17 protein-coding genes are annotated in these 22,365 nt (G+C 65.0%); 9 read left to right on the top strand and 8 right to left on the bottom strand.

Annotated features, from left to right (window positions below; translation table 11 throughout):
• Positions 1-17: 17 nt before the first annotated feature.
• The 5 genes from AWB83_RS03430 (at position 18) to AWB83_RS03410 (ending at position 5,829) form a co-directional block, all read left to right on the top strand.
• Positions 18-1,106 carry a LacI family DNA-binding transcriptional regulator gene (locus AWB83_RS03430; RefSeq protein WP_244197550.1) on the top strand — a complete coding sequence of 363 codons (1,089 nt, stop codon included), beginning with the start codon at positions 18-20 and terminating at the stop codon, positions 1,104-1,106.
• A 132-nt stretch (positions 1,107-1,238) separates the two neighbouring features.
• Positions 1,239-2,246, top strand: a complete 1,008-nt coding sequence (locus AWB83_RS03425) for an ABC transporter substrate-binding protein (RefSeq protein ID WP_087042875.1) — start codon at positions 1,239-1,241, stop codon at positions 2,244-2,246.
• Between the two features lie 70 nt (positions 2,247-2,316).
• Positions 2,317-3,882, top strand: a complete 1,566-nt coding sequence (locus AWB83_RS03420; RefSeq protein ID WP_087042824.1) for a sugar ABC transporter ATP-binding protein — start codon at positions 2,317-2,319, stop codon at positions 3,880-3,882.
• On the top strand, positions 3,882-4,865 hold the full coding sequence (locus AWB83_RS03415) for an ABC transporter permease (RefSeq protein WP_374729053.1): 984 nt from the start codon (positions 3,882-3,884) through the stop codon (positions 4,863-4,865). The genes AWB83_RS03420 and AWB83_RS03415 overlap by 1 nt, the downstream gene beginning before the upstream one ends.
• 7 nt (positions 4,866-4,872) lie before the next feature.
• Positions 4,873-5,829: an ABC transporter permease gene (locus tag AWB83_RS03410; RefSeq protein ID WP_087042822.1), complete on the top strand. Its 957-nt coding sequence runs from the start codon at positions 4,873-4,875 to the stop codon at positions 5,827-5,829.
• A gap of 223 nt (positions 5,830-6,052) precedes the next feature.
• On the opposite strand, the gene AWB83_RS03405 is transcribed toward AWB83_RS03410, so the two are convergent.
• Both AWB83_RS03405 and AWB83_RS03400 read right to left on the bottom strand, forming a co-directional pair.
• A complete protein-coding gene (locus AWB83_RS03405; protein ID WP_087042821.1) occupies positions 6,053-7,468 on the bottom strand; it encodes an MFS transporter in 1,416 nt (471 codons plus the stop codon).
• Between the two features lie 289 nt (positions 7,469-7,757).
• Positions 7,758-8,012 (bottom strand): DUF6723 family protein, encoded by a 255-nt coding sequence (locus tag AWB83_RS03400; protein WP_087042820.1) that lies wholly within the window; start codon positions 8,010-8,012, stop codon positions 7,758-7,760.
• Between the two features lie 184 nt (positions 8,013-8,196).
• Between AWB83_RS03400 and AWB83_RS03395 the strand changes: the two genes are divergently transcribed.
• Together AWB83_RS03395 and AWB83_RS03390 are read left to right on the top strand one after the other, a co-directional pair.
• Positions 8,197-8,973 (top strand): substrate-binding domain-containing protein, encoded by a 777-nt coding sequence (locus AWB83_RS03395; protein WP_087042874.1) that lies wholly within the window; start codon positions 8,197-8,199, stop codon positions 8,971-8,973.
• A 170-nt stretch (positions 8,974-9,143) separates the two neighbouring features.
• Positions 9,144-14,027 (top strand): response regulator, encoded by a 4,884-nt coding sequence (locus AWB83_RS03390; RefSeq protein WP_087042819.1) that lies wholly within the window; start codon positions 9,144-9,146, stop codon positions 14,025-14,027.
• Between the two features lie 150 nt (positions 14,028-14,177).
• On the opposite strand, the gene AWB83_RS36680 is transcribed toward AWB83_RS03390, so the two are convergent.
• The 3 genes from AWB83_RS36680 to AWB83_RS03380 form a co-directional block, all read right to left on the bottom strand.
• Entirely contained in the window at positions 14,178-14,474 is a 297-nt protein-coding gene (locus AWB83_RS36680; RefSeq protein ID WP_167389048.1) for a hypothetical protein, read from the bottom strand.
• The gene (locus AWB83_RS03385) at positions 14,471-15,310 is read right to left on the bottom strand and encodes an EAL domain-containing protein (RefSeq protein ID WP_341866674.1); all 840 of its coding nucleotides are present in this window, start codon (positions 15,308-15,310) and stop codon (positions 14,471-14,473) included. Before AWB83_RS03385 ends, AWB83_RS36680 begins: the two co-directional genes overlap by 4 nt.
• A 129-nt stretch (positions 15,311-15,439) precedes the next feature.
• The gene (locus tag AWB83_RS03380; protein ID WP_087042873.1) at positions 15,440-16,558 is read right to left on the bottom strand and encodes a 3-deoxy-7-phosphoheptulonate synthase; all 1,119 of its coding nucleotides are present in this window, start codon (positions 16,556-16,558) and stop codon (positions 15,440-15,442) included.
• 180 nt (positions 16,559-16,738) lie between these two features.
• Here AWB83_RS03380 and AWB83_RS03375 point away from each other — a divergent pair, with 180 nt between their 5' ends.
• Both AWB83_RS03375 and AWB83_RS03370 read left to right on the top strand, forming a co-directional pair.
• Complete coding sequence (locus AWB83_RS03375) at positions 16,739-17,413, top strand: HAD family hydrolase (protein ID WP_087042818.1); 675 nt, start codon at positions 16,739-16,741, stop codon at positions 17,411-17,413.
• 30 nt (positions 17,414-17,443) lie between these two features.
• On the top strand, positions 17,444-18,499 hold the full coding sequence (locus AWB83_RS03370) for an aldose epimerase family protein (protein ID WP_087042872.1): 1,056 nt from the start codon (positions 17,444-17,446) through the stop codon (positions 18,497-18,499).
• 6 nt (positions 18,500-18,505) lie between these two features.
• On the opposite strand, the gene AWB83_RS03365 is transcribed toward AWB83_RS03370, so the two are convergent.
• The 3 genes from AWB83_RS03365 to AWB83_RS03355 form a co-directional block, all read right to left on the bottom strand.
• A complete protein-coding gene (locus AWB83_RS03365; protein WP_087042817.1) occupies positions 18,506-19,642 on the bottom strand; it encodes a porin in 1,137 nt (378 codons plus the stop codon).
• A gap of 283 nt (positions 19,643-19,925) precedes the next feature.
• Complete coding sequence (locus AWB83_RS03360; RefSeq protein ID WP_087042816.1) at positions 19,926-21,440, bottom strand: ATP-binding cassette domain-containing protein; 1,515 nt, start codon at positions 21,438-21,440, stop codon at positions 19,926-19,928.
• Complete coding sequence (locus tag AWB83_RS03355; protein ID WP_087042815.1) at positions 21,437-22,363, bottom strand: branched-chain amino acid ABC transporter permease; 927 nt, start codon at positions 22,361-22,363, stop codon at positions 21,437-21,439. Before AWB83_RS03355 ends, AWB83_RS03360 begins: the two co-directional genes overlap by 4 nt.
• Between the last annotated feature and the right edge of the window lie 2 nt (positions 22,364-22,365).

Below are 22,365 nucleotides of genomic sequence, written 5' to 3'. Positions count from 1 at the left end.
CCGACGCGGCACGCACAATGAAAAAATCCACGCAACGCCGCCCGACGATGACCGACATCGCGAAACTCACCGGCGTATCGCAATCGACGGTCTCGCTCGTGCTGAACAACGCGAGCGGCGCGAAGTTCTCCGACACCACGCGCGACAAGGTGCTGCGCGCCGCGCAGGAACTGGGCTACCGTATGACGCAGCGCGAGCCGGTCGCGGCGCTCGAGAGCGAGGGCGAGCGCAATCTGATCGTCTATCTGGCCGATGAAATCTCGACGAGCCCGCATCCGGTCGTGAGCATCGACGGCGCGCGCGACGCCGCGTTCGCCAATGGCCGCATGCTCGCGGTCTACTCGACACACGGCAACGCGGAGATCGAAGCCCGCGTGCTCGACGCGACGCTCGGCAATCCGAACGTGCTCGGCGTGATCTACGCGACGGTGTACACGCGCCGCGTCACGCTGCCGGCCGCGCTCGCCAGGGTGCCGACCGTGCTGCTCAACTGCTATGCGAACGAGGCGAACGTGTCGTCGGTCGTGCCGGCCGAAGTCGCGGGCGGGCACACGGCGACCGATCACCTGCTGGCCGCGGGTCACAGGCGCATCGGCTATATCAACGGCGAACCCTGGCAGGACGCGGCGCGCGATCGCCTGAAGGGTTATCGCACGGCGCTCGCCACGGCCGACCTGCCGTTCGCGCCGGAACTCGTGCGCGAAGGCGACTGGAGTCCCGGCACGGGCTTCGAGCAGACGCTCTCGCTGATGCGCGAGGCGAATCCGCCGACCGCCATCTTCTGCGCGAACGACCTGATGGCGCTCGGCGCGATCGAGGCGCTGAAGCAGCTCGGCCTGCGCGTGCCCGACGACGTCTCCGTGCTCGGCTACGACGACCAGGAAATCGCGCGGCATACGCATCCGCCGCTCTCGACCGTCGTGCTGCCGAACTACGAGCTCGGCCGCTGGGCGGTCGAGACGCTCCTGCAGGAAGAACAGAACCGCGCGGCGGGCGCGCCCGTGCGACGCCGCACCGTCAAGCTCGACGGACCGCTGATCGAGCGCGGCTCGGTCAGGGTAATTACCGAAGCAAAGCAGCTGGCGACTAATAATATTAGTGATTGACCGTTAATAAAACGCGATGAAATAATCGTCGCACTCGCAAGGACGCAGCACTGAAACTCTCGCAGCAGGCAGACCGGGCAACACAAGCATCGGCATCACTAGAAAAAGGCAAACCATCCTATGGAGGAAGACATGCTGTCGCTAGAGAAGAAATCGCGCCTGGGCCCGCGCCCGCTCGCTGCCGCACTGACCGCCCTGACGCTCGCGGCCGGCTTCACCGCCGCCCACGCCGCTGATGACGGCCTGCCGAAGATCCCGAACAAGAAGCCGCTGAAGGTCGGCTTCGCGCAGACCGAGAGCAACAATCCGTGGCGTCTTGCGGAAACGAAGAGCTTCAAGGAAATCGCGGCGAAATGCGGCTGGCAGATGGTCATGACCGACGCCAACAGCTCGGCGGCCAAGCAGGTCTCGGACATCCAGAGCATGATCGCGCAGCACGTCGACCTGCTCGTGTTCCCGCCACGCGAGGAGAAGCCGCTCGCGCCCGTGGTCTTGCAGGCGAAGAAGGCCGGCATTCCGGTGATTCTCGTGGACCGCAACATCGACCAGTCGATGGCCAAGGCGGGCAAGGACTACATCACGTTCATCGGTTCCGACTTCATCGATCAGGGCCACCGCGCCGCCGACTGGCTCGTGAAGGCGACCAACGGCAAGGCGACGATCATCGAACTTGAAGGCTCGACGGGCGCGTCCGCCGCGAACGACCGCAAGAAGGGCTTCGACGAAGTGATCGCAAAGAATCCGGGCATGAAGATCGTCGCGTCGCAAAGCGGCGACTTCGCGCGCGACAAGGGCCGTCAGGTGATGGAGACGCTGCTCCAGGCGCATCCGGACGTGACCGCCGTCTACGCGCACAACGACGAAATGGCGCTCGGCGCGATCGCCGCGATCAAGGCCGCGGGCAAGCAGCCGGGCAAGGATATCGTGCTCGTGACGATCGACGGCACCAAGGGCGGCCTCGAAGCCATCAAGGCCGGCGAACTCGGTGCAAGCGTGCAGTCGAGCCCGTTCTTCGGACCGCTCGCCTGCGATGTCGCGCAGAAGTACGCGAAGGGCGAAACGATCCCGCCGTGGGTCAAGGTGTCGGATCGCTTCTACGACAAGAGCAACGTCGACGCGAGCATGCAGTACGGGTATTGAGCGAAGTGTGCGTGTCTTGCGGGCGCCTGATCGAGGGCGCTCGCTTTTTCATTTCGATGGACCTCACGGCATGGCTCAGACTCCCCTACTCGACATGCAGGACATCGACATCGCGTTCGGCGGTGTCGCCGCGCTCAAGCGCGCGCGCCTGAGCGTCGCGGCGGGCGAAGTGCACGCGCTGATCGGCCAGAACGGCGCGGGCAAGTCCACGCTGATCAAGATTCTCACCGGCGCGTATCGCAAGAGCGCGGGCACGATTCGCTTCGATGGCCGCGAGGTCGATTTCCGCACGCCGAAGGACGCGCGCGAGGCGGGCATCAGCACGATCTATCAGGAGATCAACCTCGTGCCGTTCCGCTCGGTCGCAGAGAACATCTTCCTTGGACGCGAGCCGCGCAGGTTCGGCTTGATCGAATGGAAGACCGTGCAACGGCGCGCGTCGGAACTGCTCGAATCGTTCGGCTTGCATATCGATGTGAAGAAGCCCGTGCGCGAATATTCCACCGCGATTCAGCAGATGATTGCGCTCGCGCGCGCCGTATCGTCGGATGCCAGGATGGTCATCATGGACGAATCGACCTCCTCGCTCGACGAGCGCGAAGTCGAGTTGCTCTTCACCGTCGTGCGCCGCTTGCGCGACGACGGGCGCGCGGTGATCTTCGTCTCGCACCGGCTCGACGAACTGTATGCGCTATGCGATCGCGTCACCGTGATGCGCGACGGACAGACCGTCGCCGAAAACACGATGCAGGAGATGGACAAGCTGAAGCTCGTCACGACGATGCTCGGCCGCACGCTCGCCGCCGTCGTGCACGAGGACAGCGCGGTGAAGGAGGCGAATCTCGCGAAGCGCGGGCCCGTGACGCTCGCGGCACAGGGCCTTGCCGCGGGCGCGAAAGTCACGGACGTCTCGCTCGACGTGCATGCCGGCGAAGCGGTCGGCCTCGCGGGCCTGCTCGGCTCGGGCCGCACGGAAACGATGCGTCTGCTCTTCGGCGCGGACCGTCCCGCGCAGGGCACGCTTTCCGTGGGCGGCGAAAGTGCCGCGTTCAGGTCGCCGAAGGACGCGATCGCACGTGGCGTCGCGTATCTGACGGAAGACCGCAAGGCGGAAGGCATCGTGCCCGAACTCTCGGTGCGCGACAACCTGACGCTCGTCTGCCTGCCCGCGCTCACGAAGCGCGGCGTGGTCGACGTGGCGAAGCAGCGCGAGATCGTCGATGGCTTCATCGAATCGCTCGGCATCAAACTGCGCTCGCCGGACCAGCCGATACGCGAGCTGTCGGGCGGCAATCAGCAGAAGGTGCTGCTCGCGCGCTGGCTCGCGACGCATCCTCGCCTGCTGCTGCTCGATGAACCGACGCGCGGCATCGATGTCGGCGCGAAGGCCGATGTCGCGAAGATCGTGCGCGAGTTGCGCGATGCGGGGCTTGCGGTGCTGCTGTCCGCGTCGGAACTGGAAGAGCTGACGGCCGTGGCCGATCGCGCGGTGGTGATCCGCGATGGCGAGACGGTCGCGCAACTGGATGGCGCGCAGATGAACGAGGCGTCGATCATGGATGCGATCGCGTACGGTGCGGGAGAGCAATCGACGCTGGCCGAGGCGGTGGAATCGACGGCGCGAGGAAGCGAATGATGATCGACAAGACGCAACCGGCCGCGGCGTCCATGGCGCAGGAACCGGTGAAGAAGAAGCGCGGTGTCGCGATTCAGCGCGAGATCGCCGTGCTGCTCGCGATGGTCGTCTTCAACCTCATCTTCACGCAGCACTTCGTGTCGCTGCAGACGTTCAACGTGAATCTCACGCAAGTGGTGACGATCGTGATCGTCGGCATCGGCATGACGCTCGTCGTCGCGACGGGCGGCATCGACTTGTCGGTGGGCGCGTCTATGGCGATTGCCGGCGCGCTCGCGCCGATGCTCTTCATGAACATCGAGGGCCCGCTCGGCATTCTGCTCGCGTTCACGCTGCCGATACTGGCCGCCGCCGCATGCGGCATCTTCAACGGCTTGCTGGTGACGCGGCTCAACGTGCAGCCTATCGTCGCGACGCTGGTGTTGTTCATCGCGGGGCGCGGCATCGCGCAGGTCATCACCGACGGCAGCCTGCAGGCGTTCAACAATCCCGCATTTCAGTGGATCGCGCTGGGCAAGATCGCGGGCGTGCCGTTCCAGATCCTGCTGATGCTCGTGCTCGTCGCCCTCTTCACGTGGATCGTGCGCAAGACGCTGTTCGGCAAGTACCTGCTCGTGACGGGCGGCAACGAGGACGCCGCGTATCTTTCCGGCATTCCGACCGCGCGGGTGAAGATGATCGCGTACACCGTGTGCGCGGCGCTCGCGGGACTCGCGGGACTCATTTCGATTTCGGTGAATTCCTCGTCGGATGCGAACGTGGTGGGGCTGGGCGTCGAGCTCGATGCAATCGCGGCGGTCGCGGTCGGCGGCACGGCGCTTACGGGCGGCAAGGCGTATATCACCGGCACGCTGATCGGCGCGCTCATCATCCAGTTGCTGCGCTATACGTTGCTTGCGCACGGCATTCCGGATGCCGCCGCGCTCGTGCTCAAGGCCGCGATCATCATCGCGGCGGTATACGTGCAACGCAAGCGAGGCTGACCTCGTCATGAAAAAGAACCTGCCTATCCTGATTGCGCTCATCGCGTTGCTCGTGCTCGGCGTCGTGCGCTACGAGCATTTCCTGTCGGCGTACAACGTGACGTCTTTCTGGCGTTACAACTCGATGTTTGTGCTCATCTCGGTGGGCATGGCGTTCGTGATCATCACGGGCGGCATCGATCTTTCGGTTGGCGCGGTTGCTGCGCTGGCGAGCGTCGTGTCGGCGCTTGCGAGCGCGCATGGCGCATTGGCCGGCGTGCTTGCGGGATCGTTCGCGGGACTCGCGGTGGGCGTGTTGAATGGGCTCGTCATCACGCATATGCGCATTCTGCCGTTCATCGTCACGCTGGCGACGAGTCTTGGCGCGCACGGGCTCGCGCTGCTGTTCGGCCATAACGATGCGGTCGGCATCTCGTCCAATTCGAACTTCGCGAGCTTCGGCCAGGGCGATCTGTTCGGCTTGCCGATTCCGGGCATCGTGTCGGCGGTGGCGGCGATACTCGGCTGGATCGCGCTGCGTTCGTCGCGCTTCGGGAGGCATGCGCTCGCGATCGGCGGGAGCGAAGAGGCTTCGCGGCTGATGGGGTTGAATGTGGACCGCACGCTGGTCTTCGTTTATGCCGTGAGCGGATTGCTTGCCGGCATCGCGGGGGCGATTCTCGCCGCGCAGTTCGGCGCGGGGCAGCCGAATGAAGGCGTCGGCTGGGAGCTGTTTGCGATTTCGGCTGTCGTGCTCGGGGGCACGCGGCTTACGGGTGGAGATGGGTCGATTGCGATGACCATCGCGGGGGTCGCGTTGCTCGGGCTTGTGTTCAATCTGCTCAACTTCGAGAATGGCCTGGGGTATATATCGCTTTCGGCTTACTGGCAGTCGGTGATTCGCGGGTTGTTTCTGTTGCTCGTGATTGTGTTGCAGGCGAGGGTTCTGAATCGTCGGGGGAGCGCGGTTAAGGTCGCGCGTTGAGGGTTTTGCTTTGTTTTGCTTTGCCTGTTCTTTCGGCGGATCCCGTTTTCGTTTCGGTCTTTTAGCACTGCCCCTGTGCGGGGCAACGCTAATAGACCACTAAGACTTCAGGATTCCACATAAGAACAAGCAAACAAAGCAAAAACAAATGCCAAAAAAACAAAACCGGCCCAACTGCACAAAGCCGCCGGGCCGCAGGCCAATCAAAATCAACTACAGACAATCAAGCATGCCGATGCTCCGGAAGCGCCTCATGCACCGCTTCCTCCCGCCGCGTCCCCGACGGGGTCCCCTTCTCCCCAGGAATCCCGCGCCCGCGCAACGAACACCCCACCGTCTCGGTAACGAACAACAACGCAACCGCACCGACAGCACACGCGGCCATCATGTAATAAGCCGGCACCAACGTGCTCCCCGTACGCCCGATGAGCCAATCGGTGACCATCGGCGCAGTGCCGCCGAATATCGACGTCGACACGTTATAGGCAATCGCCATACCCGCATACCGCGCCTGCGTCGGGAACATCGCAGGGAACATCGCCGAGATGCTCGCCAGTTGCGGGACATAGAGCAGCCCCAGCACGGCGAGACCAATCAGCGCACCCGCAATGCCATGCGACATCAGCGTAAACATCGGCACCGCCGCGACAAAGATGCCAACGAGCGACAGCCACCACACCTTCTTCCGGCCGATACGATCAGACAACGCGCCCGCAAACGGCAGCAGCACCATCATCGACAACATGCCGAGCAGCGGCAGGAACAGCGAAAGGTTGTCGCTCATGCCGAGCTCCTTCTTCATGAAGGTCGGCATATAGGCGAGCAGCACGTAGTTCACCACGTTGAGCGCCACCACCAGCCCGCCGAGCTGAAGCAGCGGCTTCCAGTAGTTCGCGAACAACTCCCGCAACGGCACGCCCGCATGATGCTCACGCTCCGCCACTTCGGCGCACTCGCGGAACACCGGCGTGTCCTCCATCTTCGAGCGCAGATACAGGCCGATCAGACCAAGCGGCGCCGCAACCAGGAACGGCAGACGCCAGCCCCATGCATGCATGGCGTCGTTACCGAGCAGAACCGAGCAGCCGAGCATCAGAAACGCGCCAAGCGAGAAGCCCGCGAGCGTGCCGAATTCGAGGAAGCTGCCGCAGAAGCCGCGCTTGTGGTCAGGCGCGTACTCGGCCATGAAGGTCGCCGCGCCGCCATATTCACCGCCGGTCGAGAAGCCCTGAATCATACGCAGCGCGATGAGCGATGCAGGCGCCCAAATGCCGATGCTCGCGTATGAAGGCAGCAGGCCCACGAGAAGCGTCGCCACCGACATGATGATGATGGTCAGCGCCAGCACGTGCTTGCGGCCGAGCCGGTCGCCGAGCGGCCCCCAGAAGAGCCCGCCCAGCGGCCTGACAAGGAACGAAATCGCGAAGGTGGCCAGCGCGAAGAGCGTGGCTTGCGCCGTGCTGCCTGGAAAGAGCGCCGCGGAAATATAAGTCAGGCCGTAGCTGTAGATGCCGTAGTCGAACCATTCGGTCGCGTTGCCGATGGCCGAAGCCGCCATGGCGCGCCTGATCGGCCCGCGCGACGGCGCATGAAAGTGCGTCTGTTCGCCTTGCTTCGTGGAGGGTTGCACGTAACTCATAGTCGTCTTCCGGATGCGTCGATGATCCAGTGCTGCGCTCGAGTTCGCGCGCCATGCACCGCCTTGAGTTCAAGATACAGACGCACGCCGCCTGCCTCGCATGTCCTAGGACGATAGTAACGCTGGGGTTTTCCCCGAAGCGCGGGCCATTCTTGCCGATCGCCGGGTCGCGTCGCGGGCTTCTTACCGCCATGCCGCACGCCAGTCGGATTCACGGCCCCTGGCTCGCTGCGTGCGCATACCGCGTACCCGCATGAAGCGTCATAGGACATTTGCCATGTGTCGACGCTCAAGGCTCCGGATTGGCGATATCCGCCTCCACGATCCGCAAGCCGAGCGCCTCGGCGGCGCGGCGCGCGCTTTCGCTCGATTCGAACGGGCCGATCGTCTCGCAGCCGTCGAACGGATAGAGCACGCGCTTGTCGCGCTTCCTCACGACCTTCAACGTGCCGATGTGCATGCCCGTCGCGTTGACCACGTACGATGCGTAGATGTCGAAGCCTTCATGCATCCCTGCTTCTGATGTTGACGTAGTCTTGGGCATCGGTTTGGACATGATTTCGCGCGGGCAGCCTGGGTATGGGATCGTCGTTGTCTTGCACCGGCTCTCAGCAAAAAGCGTTCCGTTCCGGAAGCCCTCAGGGTCTTGCGCCCAAGCATCGCTTCAGGTTCAAATGCCGGGCGCCGCAGGCTCGACACTCGAACCCTTGCCCTCCTCACTCGCCGCCATGAAATCGCTCTTCCGGAAACTCGCCGCGTTCTCGTTCATTGCCGTCGCCGCCAGCGCCGTGCAGGCCGCCGAACTCCATGTGATGAGTTCCGGCGGATTCACCGCCGCGTACGAAATCCTCGGCCCGAAGTTCGCCGCCGCGACCGGCAATACGCTCGATACCGCGCTCGGGCCCTCGATGGGCACGTCGCCCGAAGCAATCCCCAACCGTCTCGCTCGCGGCGAGCCCGCCGATGTCGTCATCATGGTCGGCTACGCGCTCGACGATCTCGTCAAGCGAGGCCTGGTGATGCCGGATTCACGCGTCGAACTCGCCGATTCGCGCATCGGCATATCCGTGCGCACGGGCGCGCCGAAGCCCGACATCGGCACCGTGGACGCGCTCAGGGAAACGCTGCTGCACGCGAAATCCATCGCCTACTCGGACAGCGCGAGCGGCGTCTACATCCAGAACGAGATGTTCAGGAAGCTCGGCATCGAGGATCGAATCAGGCCGAAAGCGAAGATGATCCCGAAGATCCCGGTGGCCTCGGTCGTCGCGAACGGCGAGTACGAGATCGGCTTTCAGCAGGTGAGCGAGTTGCTGCCGGTGCCGGGCGCGCAGTTTGTCGGCAGGATTCCCGAAGAGGTGCAGTCGGTCACGCGCTTCGCGGCCGGCATTCCGGTCGGCGCGAAGCATCCCGACGAGGCGCGCGCGCTCCTGCGCTATCTCGCATCGCCGCAGGTGCAGGACACCGTGCGCGCCACCGGCCTCGATCCGATCGCGGCGCCCTGAGGGCCTTTGCTGACAGGGCTGACACGCGCACAGCCGGCGCAAAAGAAAGCGCTTTCCGTGCGAGAATTCGAAATCGCTCATGCTCGCCCGTTCGGGCCCTCTGCGTGAGAGGCAATCGCTGGCAGATGACATCGCCACATCGAAGGACGGGGCGAGGAGATCAAGCGTCGATGAAAGCTGACAATCTGATCGCGGATTCGAGGATGAACGGGCGCGACCCCAGCTTCCTCCTGGGCGGCGGCGAAATGGGCGCGCTCATCCGCAATTTCGATTGGACGCAGACCGCGCTCGGCGCGCCCGAGCACTGGCCGCAGAGCCTCAAGACGGCCATCCGCATCATGCTGACCTCGCGCCAGCCCATCTGGGTCGGCTGGGGCGCGGACCTGCTCTTCTTCTACAACGACGCGTACAAGTCGATCATCGGCGGCAAGCATCCGCAGGCGCTCGGCCAGCCGACGTCCGTCGTGTGGCGCGAGATCTGGAACGAAATCGGCCCGCTGCTCGACACGGCGCTCGCGGGCATCGAAGGGATATTCGTCGAGCAGAAGCTCCTCATCATGGAGCGCAACGGCTTTCCGGAGGAAACGTACTACACGTTCTCCTATAGCCCGATTCCCGACGACCACGGCGGCGCGGGCGGCATCATCTGCGCGAACAGCGACGACACCCAGCGCGTGCTCGGCGAGCGGCAGTTGAACGCGCTGCGCGAGCTGGCGGCATCGGCGGCCGATGCGCGCACCTGGCGGGAGGCGTGCGAACTGTCGATGAACACGCTGAAGAGCGCCCCGCGCGACATGCCGTTCGCGCTGCTCTACGCGGCCGAGCCGGGCGGCGAGACGGCGACGCTCGTCGGCGCGTGCGGCATCGAGCCGGGGCATCCGGGCGCGCCCGCAACGATGCACGCCTCGCGCATGAGCCCGTGGCCCTTTCAGGATGTGCTGCGCAACAACCAGGCGCGCGTCGTGACGGATCTCGATCGCCGGTTCGATGCGCCGCTGCCCACGGGCGCGTGGAACGTAGCGCCGCGCAGCGCCGTGCTGCTGCCCATCGCGCCATCGGGCGAGACGGGTCGCGCGAGCGTGCTGATCGCCGCACTCAATCCCTACCGGCTCTTCGACGAAGGCTATCGCTCGTTCATGAATCTCGTCGCCGGCCAGATCGGCGCCGCGATCGGCTACGCGCACGCTTACGACGAAGAGCGCCGCCGCGCCGAAGCGCTCGCCGAGATCGACCGGGCCAAGACCACGTTCTTCTCGAACATCAGCCACGAGTTCAGGACGCCGCTCACGCTGATGCTGGGCCCGCTCGAAGAACTGCTCGCCAGCCCCGGACGCGTCAGCCACGAGGACATGCGTCTCGTGGAGATCATGCATCGCAACGGCTCGCGGCTGCTGAAGCTCGTCAATGCGCTGCTGGACTTCTCGCGCATCGAGGCCGGGCGCATCGAGATTCATCGCCAGCCGACGGATATCGCCGTGTTCACCGCCGAGCTCGCCTCGCTCTTTCGCTCGGCGATCGAAACGGCCGGCCTGCGCCTCGAGATCGACGTTCCTTCGACGCCCGTCGTCGCGGACATCGACCGCGACATGTGGGAAAAGATCGTGATGAACCTGCTTTCGAACGCGTTCAAGTTCACGTTCGACGGCGTCATCCGGATCGCGTTGCGGACCAGCGCGGAGCAAGGCATCGAGATGAGCGTGCGCGATACGGGCATCGGCATTCCGGAGAACGAGCTCGGGCGCGTGTTCGAGCGTTTTCATCGCGTCGCGGGCGCGGCGGGACGGTCGGTGGAAGGCAGCGGCATCGGCCTCGCGATGGTGCAGGAGCTCGTCAAGCTGCACGGCGGGACGATCGGCGTCGAGAGCCGGCCGGGCGTCGGCACGCGCTTCACCGTGACGCTGCCCGCTCCGCGCGAGCCAGCGGCCGACGGGCACGGTGCGCCGCACGCCGAGGCGAGCGCCCGCGCGCGTTCATATGTCGATGCCGCCATGCGCTGGATGCCGGACGCCGGTGAGCAGCCGGCCGCGAATGCCGTGATGAACGAGGAAGACGTGCCGCTCGGCGTGCCCGGCGCCGATGAGCCGACACCGCTGGACGCGCTGCCGGGGCGCGTGCTCGTCGTCGACGACAATGCGGATCTGCGCGACTACATGCGCCGCATGCTCACCGCGGCGGGCCACGAAGTGAGCGTCGCCGCCGACGGCGAAGCCGCGCTCGCGATGGCCCGCGAAACGAGGCCGGACGTGATCGTCTCGGACGTGATGATGCCGCGCCTCGACGGCTTCGGCCTCCTGCGCGCGCTGCGCGAGGACGAGGTACTCCGCGAGACGCCGGTCGTGCTGCTGTCGGCGCGCGCGGGGGAAGAGGCGCGCGTGGGCGGCCTCGAAGCCGGCGCCGACGACTATCTGACCAAGCCCTTCTCCGCGCGCGAGCTGCTCGCGCGCGTGGCGAGCAATCTGCGGCTCGCGCGGTTGCGGCACGAGACCGAGCGGAAACTGCGCGAAGAATCGCGCACGCTGGAGATTCTCAATCGCGTCGGCACGACGGTTGCGGGCGAGCTCGAACTGAGCCGCGCGGTGCAGGTCGTGGTCGATGCCGCCACGGAACTGACGGGCGCCGCGTTCGGCTCGTTCTTCTACAACGTGATCGACGACGAAGGCGGCCGCTACACGCTCTACACGCTGTCGGGCGTGCCGAAGGACGCATTCGCCCGGTTTCCGATGCCGCGCAACACCGCCGTGTTCGGGCCGACGTTCGAAGGCGTTGGCATCGTGCGCTCGAACGACATCACGAAGGATCCGCGCTACGGTCACAACGCGCCGCATCACGGCATGCCGAAAGGCCATCTCGCCGTGTGCAGCTATCTCGCCGCGCCGGTCGTGTCGCGTACCGGCGAAGTGCTCGGCGGATTGTTCTTCGGGCATCCGGAGCCGGGCGTGTTCACCGAGCGGTCGGAGCGGATCGTCGCGGGCATCGCGGCGCAGGCGGCGATCGCCATCGACAACGCGCGGCTCTTCCAGGCGGCGCAGGACGAGATCGCGGAGCGCACCCGGGCGCAGGAGGCGCTGCGCGATCTGAACGAGACGCTCGAGCGCCGCGTGGCCGATGCGGTCGCCGACCGGGACCGGCTGTGGGAATTGAGCGAAGACCTGTTCTACGTCGCGAGCGTCGAGGGCGCGCTGCTGCGCGTGAGCCCTTCGTGGACGACGTTGCTCGGCTTCGACTCGCAGCGCCTGCATTCCCATGCGGTGCTGGACCTCGTGCATCCGGACGACGCGCGGGAGGCGGCCGCGGAGCTCGACAGGCTGCGCGCAACCGGCCTGCCCGTGCGCTACGAATGCCGGCTGCGGCGCACGGATGGCGGCTGGCGCTGGATCGCGTGGACCGTCTCGCTCGATCCGCGCACGCGGCGCATTCACGGCGTGGGCCGCGACGTCACCGCGGACCGCGAAACCGCCGACGCGCTGCGCCATGCCGAGGAAGCGCTGCGCATGGCCCAGAAGATGGAGGCGATCGGCAAGCTGACGGGCGGCGTCGCGCACGATTTCAACAACCTGCTGCAGGTGATCGGCGGCAATCTGCAGTTGCTCGCGAAGGACGTCGCCGGTCAGGACAGGTCCGAGCAACGAGTGAGGAATGCGCTCGCGGGCGTCGCGCGTGGCGCCAATCTTGCCTCGCAGCTACTCGCGTTCGGCAGACGCCAGCCGCTCGCGCCGAAGGTGGTCAATCTGGGGCGCTTCGTGCGCGGCCTCGACGACATGTTCCGCCGCGCGCTCGGCGACGGCATCGAGATCGAGACCATCGTGTCGGGCGGCTTGTGGAATACGCTCGTCGATCCGTTCCAGGTCGAGAACGCGCTGCTCAATCTCGCGATCAACGCGCGCGACGCGATGAACGGTCATGGCAAGCTCACGATCGAGGCGGGCAATGCGTCGCTCGACGAGACCTATGTGCTGCGCAACGTGGATGTCGCGCCGGGCCAGTACGTGATGGTCGCCGTGACGGACACGGGCATGGGCATGTCGCCCGAAGTGCAGGAGCGGGCGTTCGAGCCGTTCTTCACGACCAAGCGCGAGGGACAGGGCACGGGCCTCGGGCTTTCGATGGTCTATGGCTTCGTCAAGCAGTCCGGCGGCCACGTGAAGGTGTACAGCGAGGAAGGGCACGGCACGACGGTGCGCATCTATCTGCCGCGCGCGCGAGAGGAAGAGGATCTCGAAACGAACATCGATGCGGGCCCGGCGAAAGGCGGCAGCGAGACGATACTCGTGGTGGAGGATGATGAGGAAGTGCGCGCGACGGTCGTCGAGCTGCTTTCGGATCTCGGTTATCGCGTGCTGCGTGCGAAGGATGCGCAGAGCGCGCTGGCCATTGTCGAGAGCGGCGTGCCGATCGATCTCCTGTTCACCGACGTGGTGATGCCCGGGCCTTTGCGCAGCACCGAGCTGGCGCGCAAGGCGCGCGAGCGTGTGCCGGGTGTCGCGGTGCTGTTCACGTCGGGCTATACGGATAACGCGATCGTGCATGCGGGGCGGCTGGACGAAGGCATCGATCTGTTGAGCAAGCCTTATACGCATGAGGCGCTCGCGCGCAAGGTGCGGCATGTGCTCGGGCAGCGTGCGTCGGAAGCGGGGCCTGTTGGTCCGGAGGTGGGCGCGAGCGTGCCCGATGCTGCGCAAGAGGACGTGCTTTCGCGCATGCGTGTGCTGTTCGTCGAAGACAATGATCTGGTGCGCGCAAGCAGCGCGGAGTTGCTGCGCACGTTCGGACTGGATCTGATGGATGCGGGCAGCGTGGAGGAGGCGTTGGCGCTGTTGCGCCAACATCGGTTCGAGTTGCTGCTGACGGATGTCGATCTTGCGGGGAAGTCGGGGGTGGAGCTGGCGATCGAAGCATGTCGCGAGGACCCCGGTCTCGGGGTTGTGTTCGTGACTGGCTATGATCTCGCTCTCAGCGAGGATGAGCGGCGTGTTTTGCCTAAGGCTGTTCAGTTGCGGAAGCCTTTTGATCCGTTGGCGTTGGTTAATGCTTTGAATGCTGCGGTGGTGAGGTAGGGGTTTGGCTGGTTCGTTCGTTCGCTTGGGCTTCTATGAAATCCTGAGTTCTTAGTGGTCTATTAGCGTTGCCCCTGTGCGGGGCAACGCTAATAGACCACTAAGAATTCAGGATTCCACGGAAGAGCCAGCAGGCAAAACAGCCACCCCCTACATCACCCCAGAATCAAACTCCCCAAGCTCAAGCACCGCGAACCCACTCGCATGTTCCTTGGCCCAACGCTTGGCCACAGCCGCAACCGTACTCACATGCGCACTGCCACGCGCCGCGCCCGGCTCAACACACACCGCCCCCGCCGATAACCTGACGAAACCGAAAAACGTCCGCCGCGCCAGGCGATCCTCACCATGAATGCCGCCTGCGAGCCGCTCCTGCGGCGAATAGCGTGACTTCACCGTGAGCGTCGGCGCTTCGACTAGCATGCGCTCGAGCAGCACCGCGTTCATGTCGGCAGTCGCGCTCGTGCGCGTGCGCGCCGGATAGACCGCGATCTGCCCGAACGCAGCGCATTCGTCACCGTCTCGGGCAGGCGCGCCTCGGGCCGGGCCGCCGGGCGGCCGAGCAGATAGCCCTGCGCGCACGCAATGCCGAGATCCCGCACGATCTCCAGATCCGCCTCGCTCTCGATACCCTCCGCAATCAATAGCGCACCGCTCGCGTTGGCGAACGACACCATCGCCTTCACGGCTTCGAACTTGAGCGGATCGCGCGCAATATCCGCGACGAAGAAACGATCGATCTTCACGTAATGCGGCGCGAGCCGCACCCACAGATTCATCGACGCATTCGCGCTGCCGTAATCGTCGAGCGCGAATTGCGAGCCCGACGCACGCAGCGCGCGCACGCTCGCGCCGAATCTGTCGGCGTCGGCAATCACGCTCTGCTCCGTCAGCTCGACGACAAGCCGCTTCGCATCGAGCCCGCTCTCGCGCGCGAGATCGCCCGGCGTTTCGCATTCGGTGATGCCCGATTCGATCGCGGCCGCGCTGAAGTTGATGAACAAGAGCCTCGCGCGTTCGAGCCCCGCGAACGCCGCGATGCACGCGCGCGCCGCCGCCTGTTCGAGCGCAATGGTCTGCCGCTCCCGCGCGGCCTGTTCGAAAAGCGCCGCGGGCGATTCCAGCGCCGTGCCCGCCGGCCCGCGAATCAGGCCCTCATAGCCGATGATCTCGCCGTCCGCGAAGCGCACGATAGGCTGGAACACAGCCGTCAGTGCATTCGACGCGATGATCTGTTGGATGCTGGAAGTGTGCGTCTCGTGGACGCAGAGGCTGAGGGACATGGGCCTTTTCGATCGAACGGGCTATCGGCAAAACTAACGGCCCGCTTCGCCCGAACTTGAATGAAGCTTTTATGAAGCGTTGCACCGCGATGGTGCTTCGCCCATGTCCCGCTTTCGACTCGCGAACGATCAGCCGGCGCGGCGCTTGCGCACGGCCTGCGCGAGCAGTTCGAGCACCGGCTCGCTCTGCGCCCAGCCGAGGCACGCATCGGTGATCGACACGCCGTGCCTGAGCGGCACGCCCGGCTTCAGGTCCTGACGTCCCTCTTCCAGATGACTCTCGATCATCACGCCGGTGATGCGCCGCTCGCCCGCCTCCAGTTGCCGCGCGATGTCCTGAGCGACATCCACCTGGCGCAGGTGCGACTTGTTCGAGTTGGCGTGCGAGCAGTCGATCATCACCTGCTCGCGCTGGCCGAGCGCCGCCAGCGACGCGCAAGCCGCCGCGACGCTTTGCGCGTCGTAGTTCGGGCCCGCCTTGCCGCCGCGCAGAATGACATGGCAGTCGTCGTTGCCGCGCGTCTCGAAGATCGCGGCCATGCCCATCTTCGTCATGCCCATGAACGCATGGCTCGCGCGCGCCGCGACGATCGCATCCGCCGCCACCTGCACGCCGCCGTCGGTGCCGTTCTTGAAGCCGATCGGACAACTCAGCCCCGACGCCAGCTGACGATGGCTCTGGCTCTCCGTCGTGCGCGCGCCGATCGCGCCCCACGCGATCAGATCGGCGATGTATTGCGGGCTCAGAAGATCGAGGAACTCGGTTCCGGTCGGCAGTCCGAGCCCGCTGATGTCGAGCAGAAGCTCGCGCGCGCGGCGCAAACCCTCATTGATGCGGAAGCTGCCGTCCAGGCGCGGATCGTTGATATAGCCCTTCCAGCCGACCGTCGTGCGCGGCTTCTCGAAGTACACGCGCATCACGATGAAGAGATCGTCGCGCAAGCGGTCCGCCACGGTCTTGAGGCGGTGGGCGTACTCCATCGCCTGATCGTGATCGTGGATCGAACATGGGCCGACCACCACGACGAGCCGATCGTCGCGGCCATGAAGAATGTTCGCGATGGCCGCGCGGCTCTCTTCGACGAGCGTCTGCACGCCCGGCGTGACCGGCAGTTCGTCGAGCAGCAGCGCGGGCGAAATCAGCGGACGCACCGCGCCGATGCGCGTGTCGTCGATGCGGGTGGTGTCTTGCGTGGAGTCGGCCACGCCTGCCTCCTGATCGCGGGAGGGATTGTCGATGCGGGTCAAGATAGGCTCCGTCATGCGTTATCGATGCAAAATTCCAGGGTTTTATGCGTGTTAAACGCGCATATACTGCGTTGTTGCGCAAACATCCATTATCGCACTTGCGGCGAACCACGGCGCTCATCTGCCTTTGCGACAGTGCGTATCATGAAAGCGGAACGGTTTATTCAAAGGGAGCAGACCATGCGAATCGAAACGTCATTCCTGTTCGACCTGGACGGCACGCTCGTCGACAGCGTCTATCAGCACGTCCTGGCGTGGAAGGAAGCGCTCGACGCCGAGGGCATCGAATTGTCCGTGTGGCGAATCCACCGCAAGATCGGCATGAGCGGCGGGCTCTTCACCAATCAGTTGCTGCGCGAGACACACGGCGAGATCAGCCCCGATCGCGTGGAGCGGCTGCGTCATCTGCATGCGGAGGCGTACAAGCGGCTGCGCGCGCAGGTCTGCCCGCTGCCGGGCGCGCGCGAGCTGCTCGAAGCGCTCACGCAGGCAGGCACGCGCTGGGCCATCGCGACGAGCGGGCGCATGGAAACGGCGCAGGTCAATCTCGAAGCACTGGGCGTCGATCCGGCGAAGCAGGTCGTCGTCACGCGCGATCAGGTGAAGTATGCGAAGCCCGATCCCGATCTCTTCCTCGCCGCCGCCGCGCGGCTCAACGTGCCGATCGAGCATACAGTCGTCGTCGGCGACAGCATCTGGGACATGCTCGCCGCGCGCCGCTGCCGCTCGCTCGGCGTCGGCCTGTTGTCGGGCGGTTATGGCAGCGACGAACTGGAGCGCTCCGGCGCATTGCGCGTGTACGAAGACCCGGCCGACCTGCTCCTGCATCTCGACGAAGTCGCGGCGCGCCCTTGAAGCAAGCCGGATCGTGAGATGATCGCGCGCATGACTGCTCACTCTTCCATCGACATGCGCGCGTGGGGCGCCCTCTCCGACGGCACGCAAACGCATCTCTACACCTTGCGCAACGCTCAGGGCATGCGCATCGACATCAGCGATCTCGGCGCGACGCTCGTCTCATGGCTCGCGCCCGATCGCACGGGCCGGTTCGCCGATGTGCTGCTCGGCTACGACTCGCCCGACCAGTATGTGAGCGGCAGCGCGTTCATGGGCGCGATCGTCGGGCGCTGGGCGAACCGCATCCGCGATGCGCGCTTCGTGCTCGATGGCATCGTGCATGAAGTCGAGCGCAACGAAGGCGCGAACCATCTGCACGGCGGATCAGCGGGGTTTCATCGACAGATGTGGCGCGTGCAAGAAGCGGATGGCGCGCTCGTGATGACGCTGCCATCACCTTCGGGCGCGGCGGGCTTTCCCGGCAATCTGGACGTGACCGTGCGCTATGCGCTCGCGGACGACGGCACGCTATCCATCGATTACGAAGCGCGCACCGATGCGCCCACGCCGGTCAACCTGACGAATCATGCGTACTTCAATCTGAGCGGAAAGGCAGGCGAGGAAGCGAGCATTCGCGATCATCGAATCGCGATCGCGGCGAACGAGTACTTTACGATCGATGCAACGTCGATTCCCATCGCGCGTGACGACGTGACGAACAGCGTCTTCGATTTGCGCACACCTCGAACGATCGGCGCGCGTCTCGATGCCTCACACGAGCAACTCGCGCTCGCGGGTGGCTTCGACCATTGCTATGTAATCGACGATGAAGCAGAAGAACGCCGCCCCGTCGCCGTGCTGTTCGATCCGTCGACCGGGCGCGAGCTGACCGTGGCGACCGATGCGCGCGGCTTGCAGTTCTACTCGGGGAATCATCTGGAAGGCGTGCCGGCGCGCGGCGGCTCGCGTTATCGCAGGCACGCTGGCCTGTGTCTGGAAGCAGGCGGCTTCCCCAACGGAATCAACATGAACGGCGCGCACGCCGTCCTGCGTCCTGGCGAGGTGTATCGTCAGCGCACGCGCTACACACTGCAAGTGCGCTGAACGCGATCAGAAGATGTTGCGCAAGCCGATCGATACGCCGGTCTGATTCGAGCGGCCGGGCAGTTCGACATCGCCCGCGCCCGTCACCTTGTTGAAATCGACGGTGCCATACACTTCCGTGCGCTTCGACAGCGCGTACTCCGCGAGCGCGACGCCCGTATAACGATTGCCGCTGCCCGTCGCGCCGCCGCCGATTGCCGCGTTCTTCATGTGGTCGTAGTAGAACGCGCCCGTGAGCAACAGCGCTGGCGTGACCTGATACGTGACGCCCGCGAACGGACCGTCGTCACGGCGGCCCGAGCCCTTCAGGATATCCGTGCCCGAAACGAGGCCGCGCTGCTGCAGGATGCTGTCGACGAAGCCGGTATCGTCGGTCGAATGCAGATAGCCGACATAGAGCTTCGCCTGGCCGATTGCATAGACCGCGTTGGCGTTCCAGATCTTCTGCTTGTTGCTCGAGTTGTCGCTGTTCTGCTGATAGCCGCCGCCGACGGAGAGCGGACCCATCGCGTACGACGCCGTAAAGCCATACATGTTGCCCGCGCCGAGGTGACCCGGCACCTGGCCCGAGAAGCCGCCGGGACCGGTCGCCGTGTAGTTCGTGCCAAACGAGTACATCGCGCCGATCGTCAGGCCCGCGAACGTGCCGTTGTACTTCACCGCGTTATCCGCATAGAGACCCGCGCCCAATGCCACCGGCAGCCATGCGTTCTCGAAGTAGTTGCCCACCGTGAGTGGATCGTACGTGTCACCGAGCATGTCGAAGAGCGGCGTCTTCTGACGGCCAAGCGTGAGCGTGCCGTAACGGCTGGAGAGGCCGACGAAGGCCGCGCGATTGAATTCGCGCGCGCTGTCCGAGTACTGGCCGTTCTCCAGCTCGACGCCGCTCTCCAACTGGAAGATCGCCTTGAGGCCGCCGCCCAGATCCTCGCTGCCCTTCAGCCCGATACGGCTATTGGTGATCGCGCCGTTGGTCATGAACACCTTGCCGTCGTTGTTGGCGTTGGCGTTCGAGAGATAGCGCACACTCACGTCGGCGACGCCGTACAGCGTGACCGAGCTTTGCGCGAACGCGGATTGACAGGCGAGTGCGATCAAGGATGCGCCGACGCCTGCAACGGCACGCGATATGAATGTCTTCATGATGTGTCTATTTTTTAGCAATTTTTCTGATGGGCTTTGATGCGCAGCCTTTCAGTTCGCTGTCTGACTTTGCCCATGCCGGCAACGCTCGCAGAAACGCTTCGGCGCAACGAAAAAAGCACGTGGATTTTTAACACATTCAATATCGCGAGGCGCGGCTTATGGCAGGGCCTGTCGTGTTTTACGCAACAACGGTTGCATGATCAAAGGAATGCGCCTATGGATGGCGCGGCGAGCAAGACGGGCCGTCGCTCGTCGTGGCTGCGTTTGTCATGGCGTTGACTCACGCTCTCGCCCGCGCCGTTTGCGGTAGCTCGGACGGCACCGCTTCGAGGAAGCCGCGCCCCATCTCCTTTTCGAAGCGCGACGGGCTGCCCTCCCACACGATGCGCGCATGCTCGAGCACATACACGCGATCCGCATGAGGCAGCGCGAACGTGACGTTCTGCTCGCCGAGCAGCACCGTGATCGGCGTCGTCTTCTGCATCAGTTCCATCGCCTTCGACAACTGCTCGAGAATCACGGGCGCGAGGCCGAGCGTCGGCTCGTCGAGGATCAGGAGCTTCGGCTGCATCATCAAGGCGCGTGCGATCGCGAGCATCTGCTGCTCGCCGCCCGAGAGCGTGCGCGCGGTCTGCGCCTGACGCGATTCGAGAATCGGGAACAGCTCGAAGAGCCACTTGAGCTGATCCGCGCGCACCTTGTCGGCGAGATGGTAGCCGCCGAGATCGAGGTTCTCGCGCACCGTCATGTCGCCGAACAGCTCGCGCGTTTCCGGACACTGCACGATGCCCGCGCGCGCGATCGCCGCGCCGCTCATGCCCTTCAGGTCCTGCGTGCCGTAGCGAATCGTCCCCTGATAGGGCACGAGTCCGGAGATCGCGTTGAAGAGCGTCGTCTTGCCCGCGCCGTTCAACCCGACCACCGACACGAACTCGCCTTCACGCACCTGCAGGCTCACGCTGTCGAGCGCGCGCGCCTTGCCGTAGAGCACGCCGACGTTCTCGACCTGAAGGATCGGCGGCTTGTTGTTCGCCACTTCGGCGCCACGCTCGCGCGCCTCGATCTTGCCGCCGAGATAGACGCGGCGCACGGTCTCGTTGCGCATCACTTCTTCGGCCGTGCCTTCCGCCACGTATTCGCCGAGATACATCGCGAGCACGCGATCCGCCAGCGCCGCGAGGCTCTTCACGTTGTGATCGACGAGCAGTACCGCGCACCCTTCCGCACGAAAGCCGCGAATCAGGTCGGAGAACGCTTCCGATTCGGCCGCCGTGAGACCGGCGAAAGGTTCATCGACGAGCACGACACGCGGGTCCCGCGCAATCGCCTTCGCCATCTCCATGCGCCGCAGATCGGCGAACGGCAGGGTCGCCGGATGACGATGCATCACCTTGCTCAGGCCCACGCGCTCCGCGATCTCGCGCGCGCGCCGGTTCACGTGCGGGTCGGCGGCGAGCTTCACGAGCGAATCGGGCAGCAGCGCGAGCTTGATGTGTTCGAGCACCGTCTGCCGATGCAGCGGCCGTGAATGCTGGAACACGATACCCACGCCCGCGCGCGCGATGCGATGCGGCAGCCAGCCCGCCATCTCGACGCCATCGACCTTGATCGAGCCGGCATTGGGCCGCTCGATGCCCATGATGAGCTTCATCACCGTGGACTTGCCGGACCCGTTCGGACCAATGAGGCCGAGGATCTCGCCGGGCCGGATATCGAAGCCGATGTCCTTCACCGCGACGAGGCCGCCGAAGCGCTTCGTCAGACCGCGCACTGAGAGCAGGGGCATATCGTTCATTCGCGCTCCCTCACGCGCAGGATGTTGCCGAGCAATCCATCCGGAAAGAACAGGATGACCGCCAGTGCGACGGCCGCGACCACGAAGGTGTTGATCTGCCCGAGCGGACGCAGGAACTCGCCCGCGACGATGAGAAAGATCGAGCCGAGCACAGCACCGAGTATCGTGCGCCTGCCGCCCAGCACCGCCGCGATGATGATCTGCACGCCGATGCCGATATCGACCACGGTGCTGACCGACGCCGTGCCCTGATAGAACACGAGCATCGCGCCCGCGACGCCCGAGAACACCGCGCTGATGCAGAACGCCGCGAGCTTGTGCTTCACGACGTTGAAGCCGAGCGCCTGCGCACCGACCGTGTCCTGGCCGCTCGCCTGCAGGATGAGACCGATCGCCGAGCGCGACAGGCCGAACAGGATGATCGCGCAGACGATCAGGAACGCCAGCGCGATCCAGTAGTTATGGCCCGCATCGACGGACATCACATCGGGCACCATCATGCCGATCTCGCCGCCCGTGATGCCCGCGAAGATCACGATCGCGTTCTGCAGCAATAGCACCGCCACGAGCGTGACAAGGCCGAAGTACGGCCCGCGCAGCCGCAACGCGGGCACCGCGAGCAGCAACCCGCCGACGAGCGCGACGAGCCCGCCCGCGATCACGCATATCGGTATCGGCGCGGCGGCGTGCGCGTTCAATATCGCGGCGGAATACGCGCCCAGGCCGATCAGGAACGTCGGACCGAAGTTGACTTCGCCGGCAAAGCCGAACAGCAGGTCCCACGACATCGCGAAGACGCCGAAGTAATACGCGACGGTGAGCACGCCGAGAATGTAACCGGTGAGCCACCACGGCAGCGTCGCGGCGACGATTGCGAGCAGCACGGCGGCCCAGGTCAGACGCGAACGAACGATGTCTTTCATGA

This window comes from Caballeronia ptereochthonis (genome assembly GCF_001545075.1).
GTDB lineage: Bacteria > Pseudomonadota > Gammaproteobacteria > Burkholderiales > Burkholderiaceae > Caballeronia > Caballeronia ptereochthonis.
This window is presented reverse-complemented; position numbering and strand designations above follow the sequence as displayed.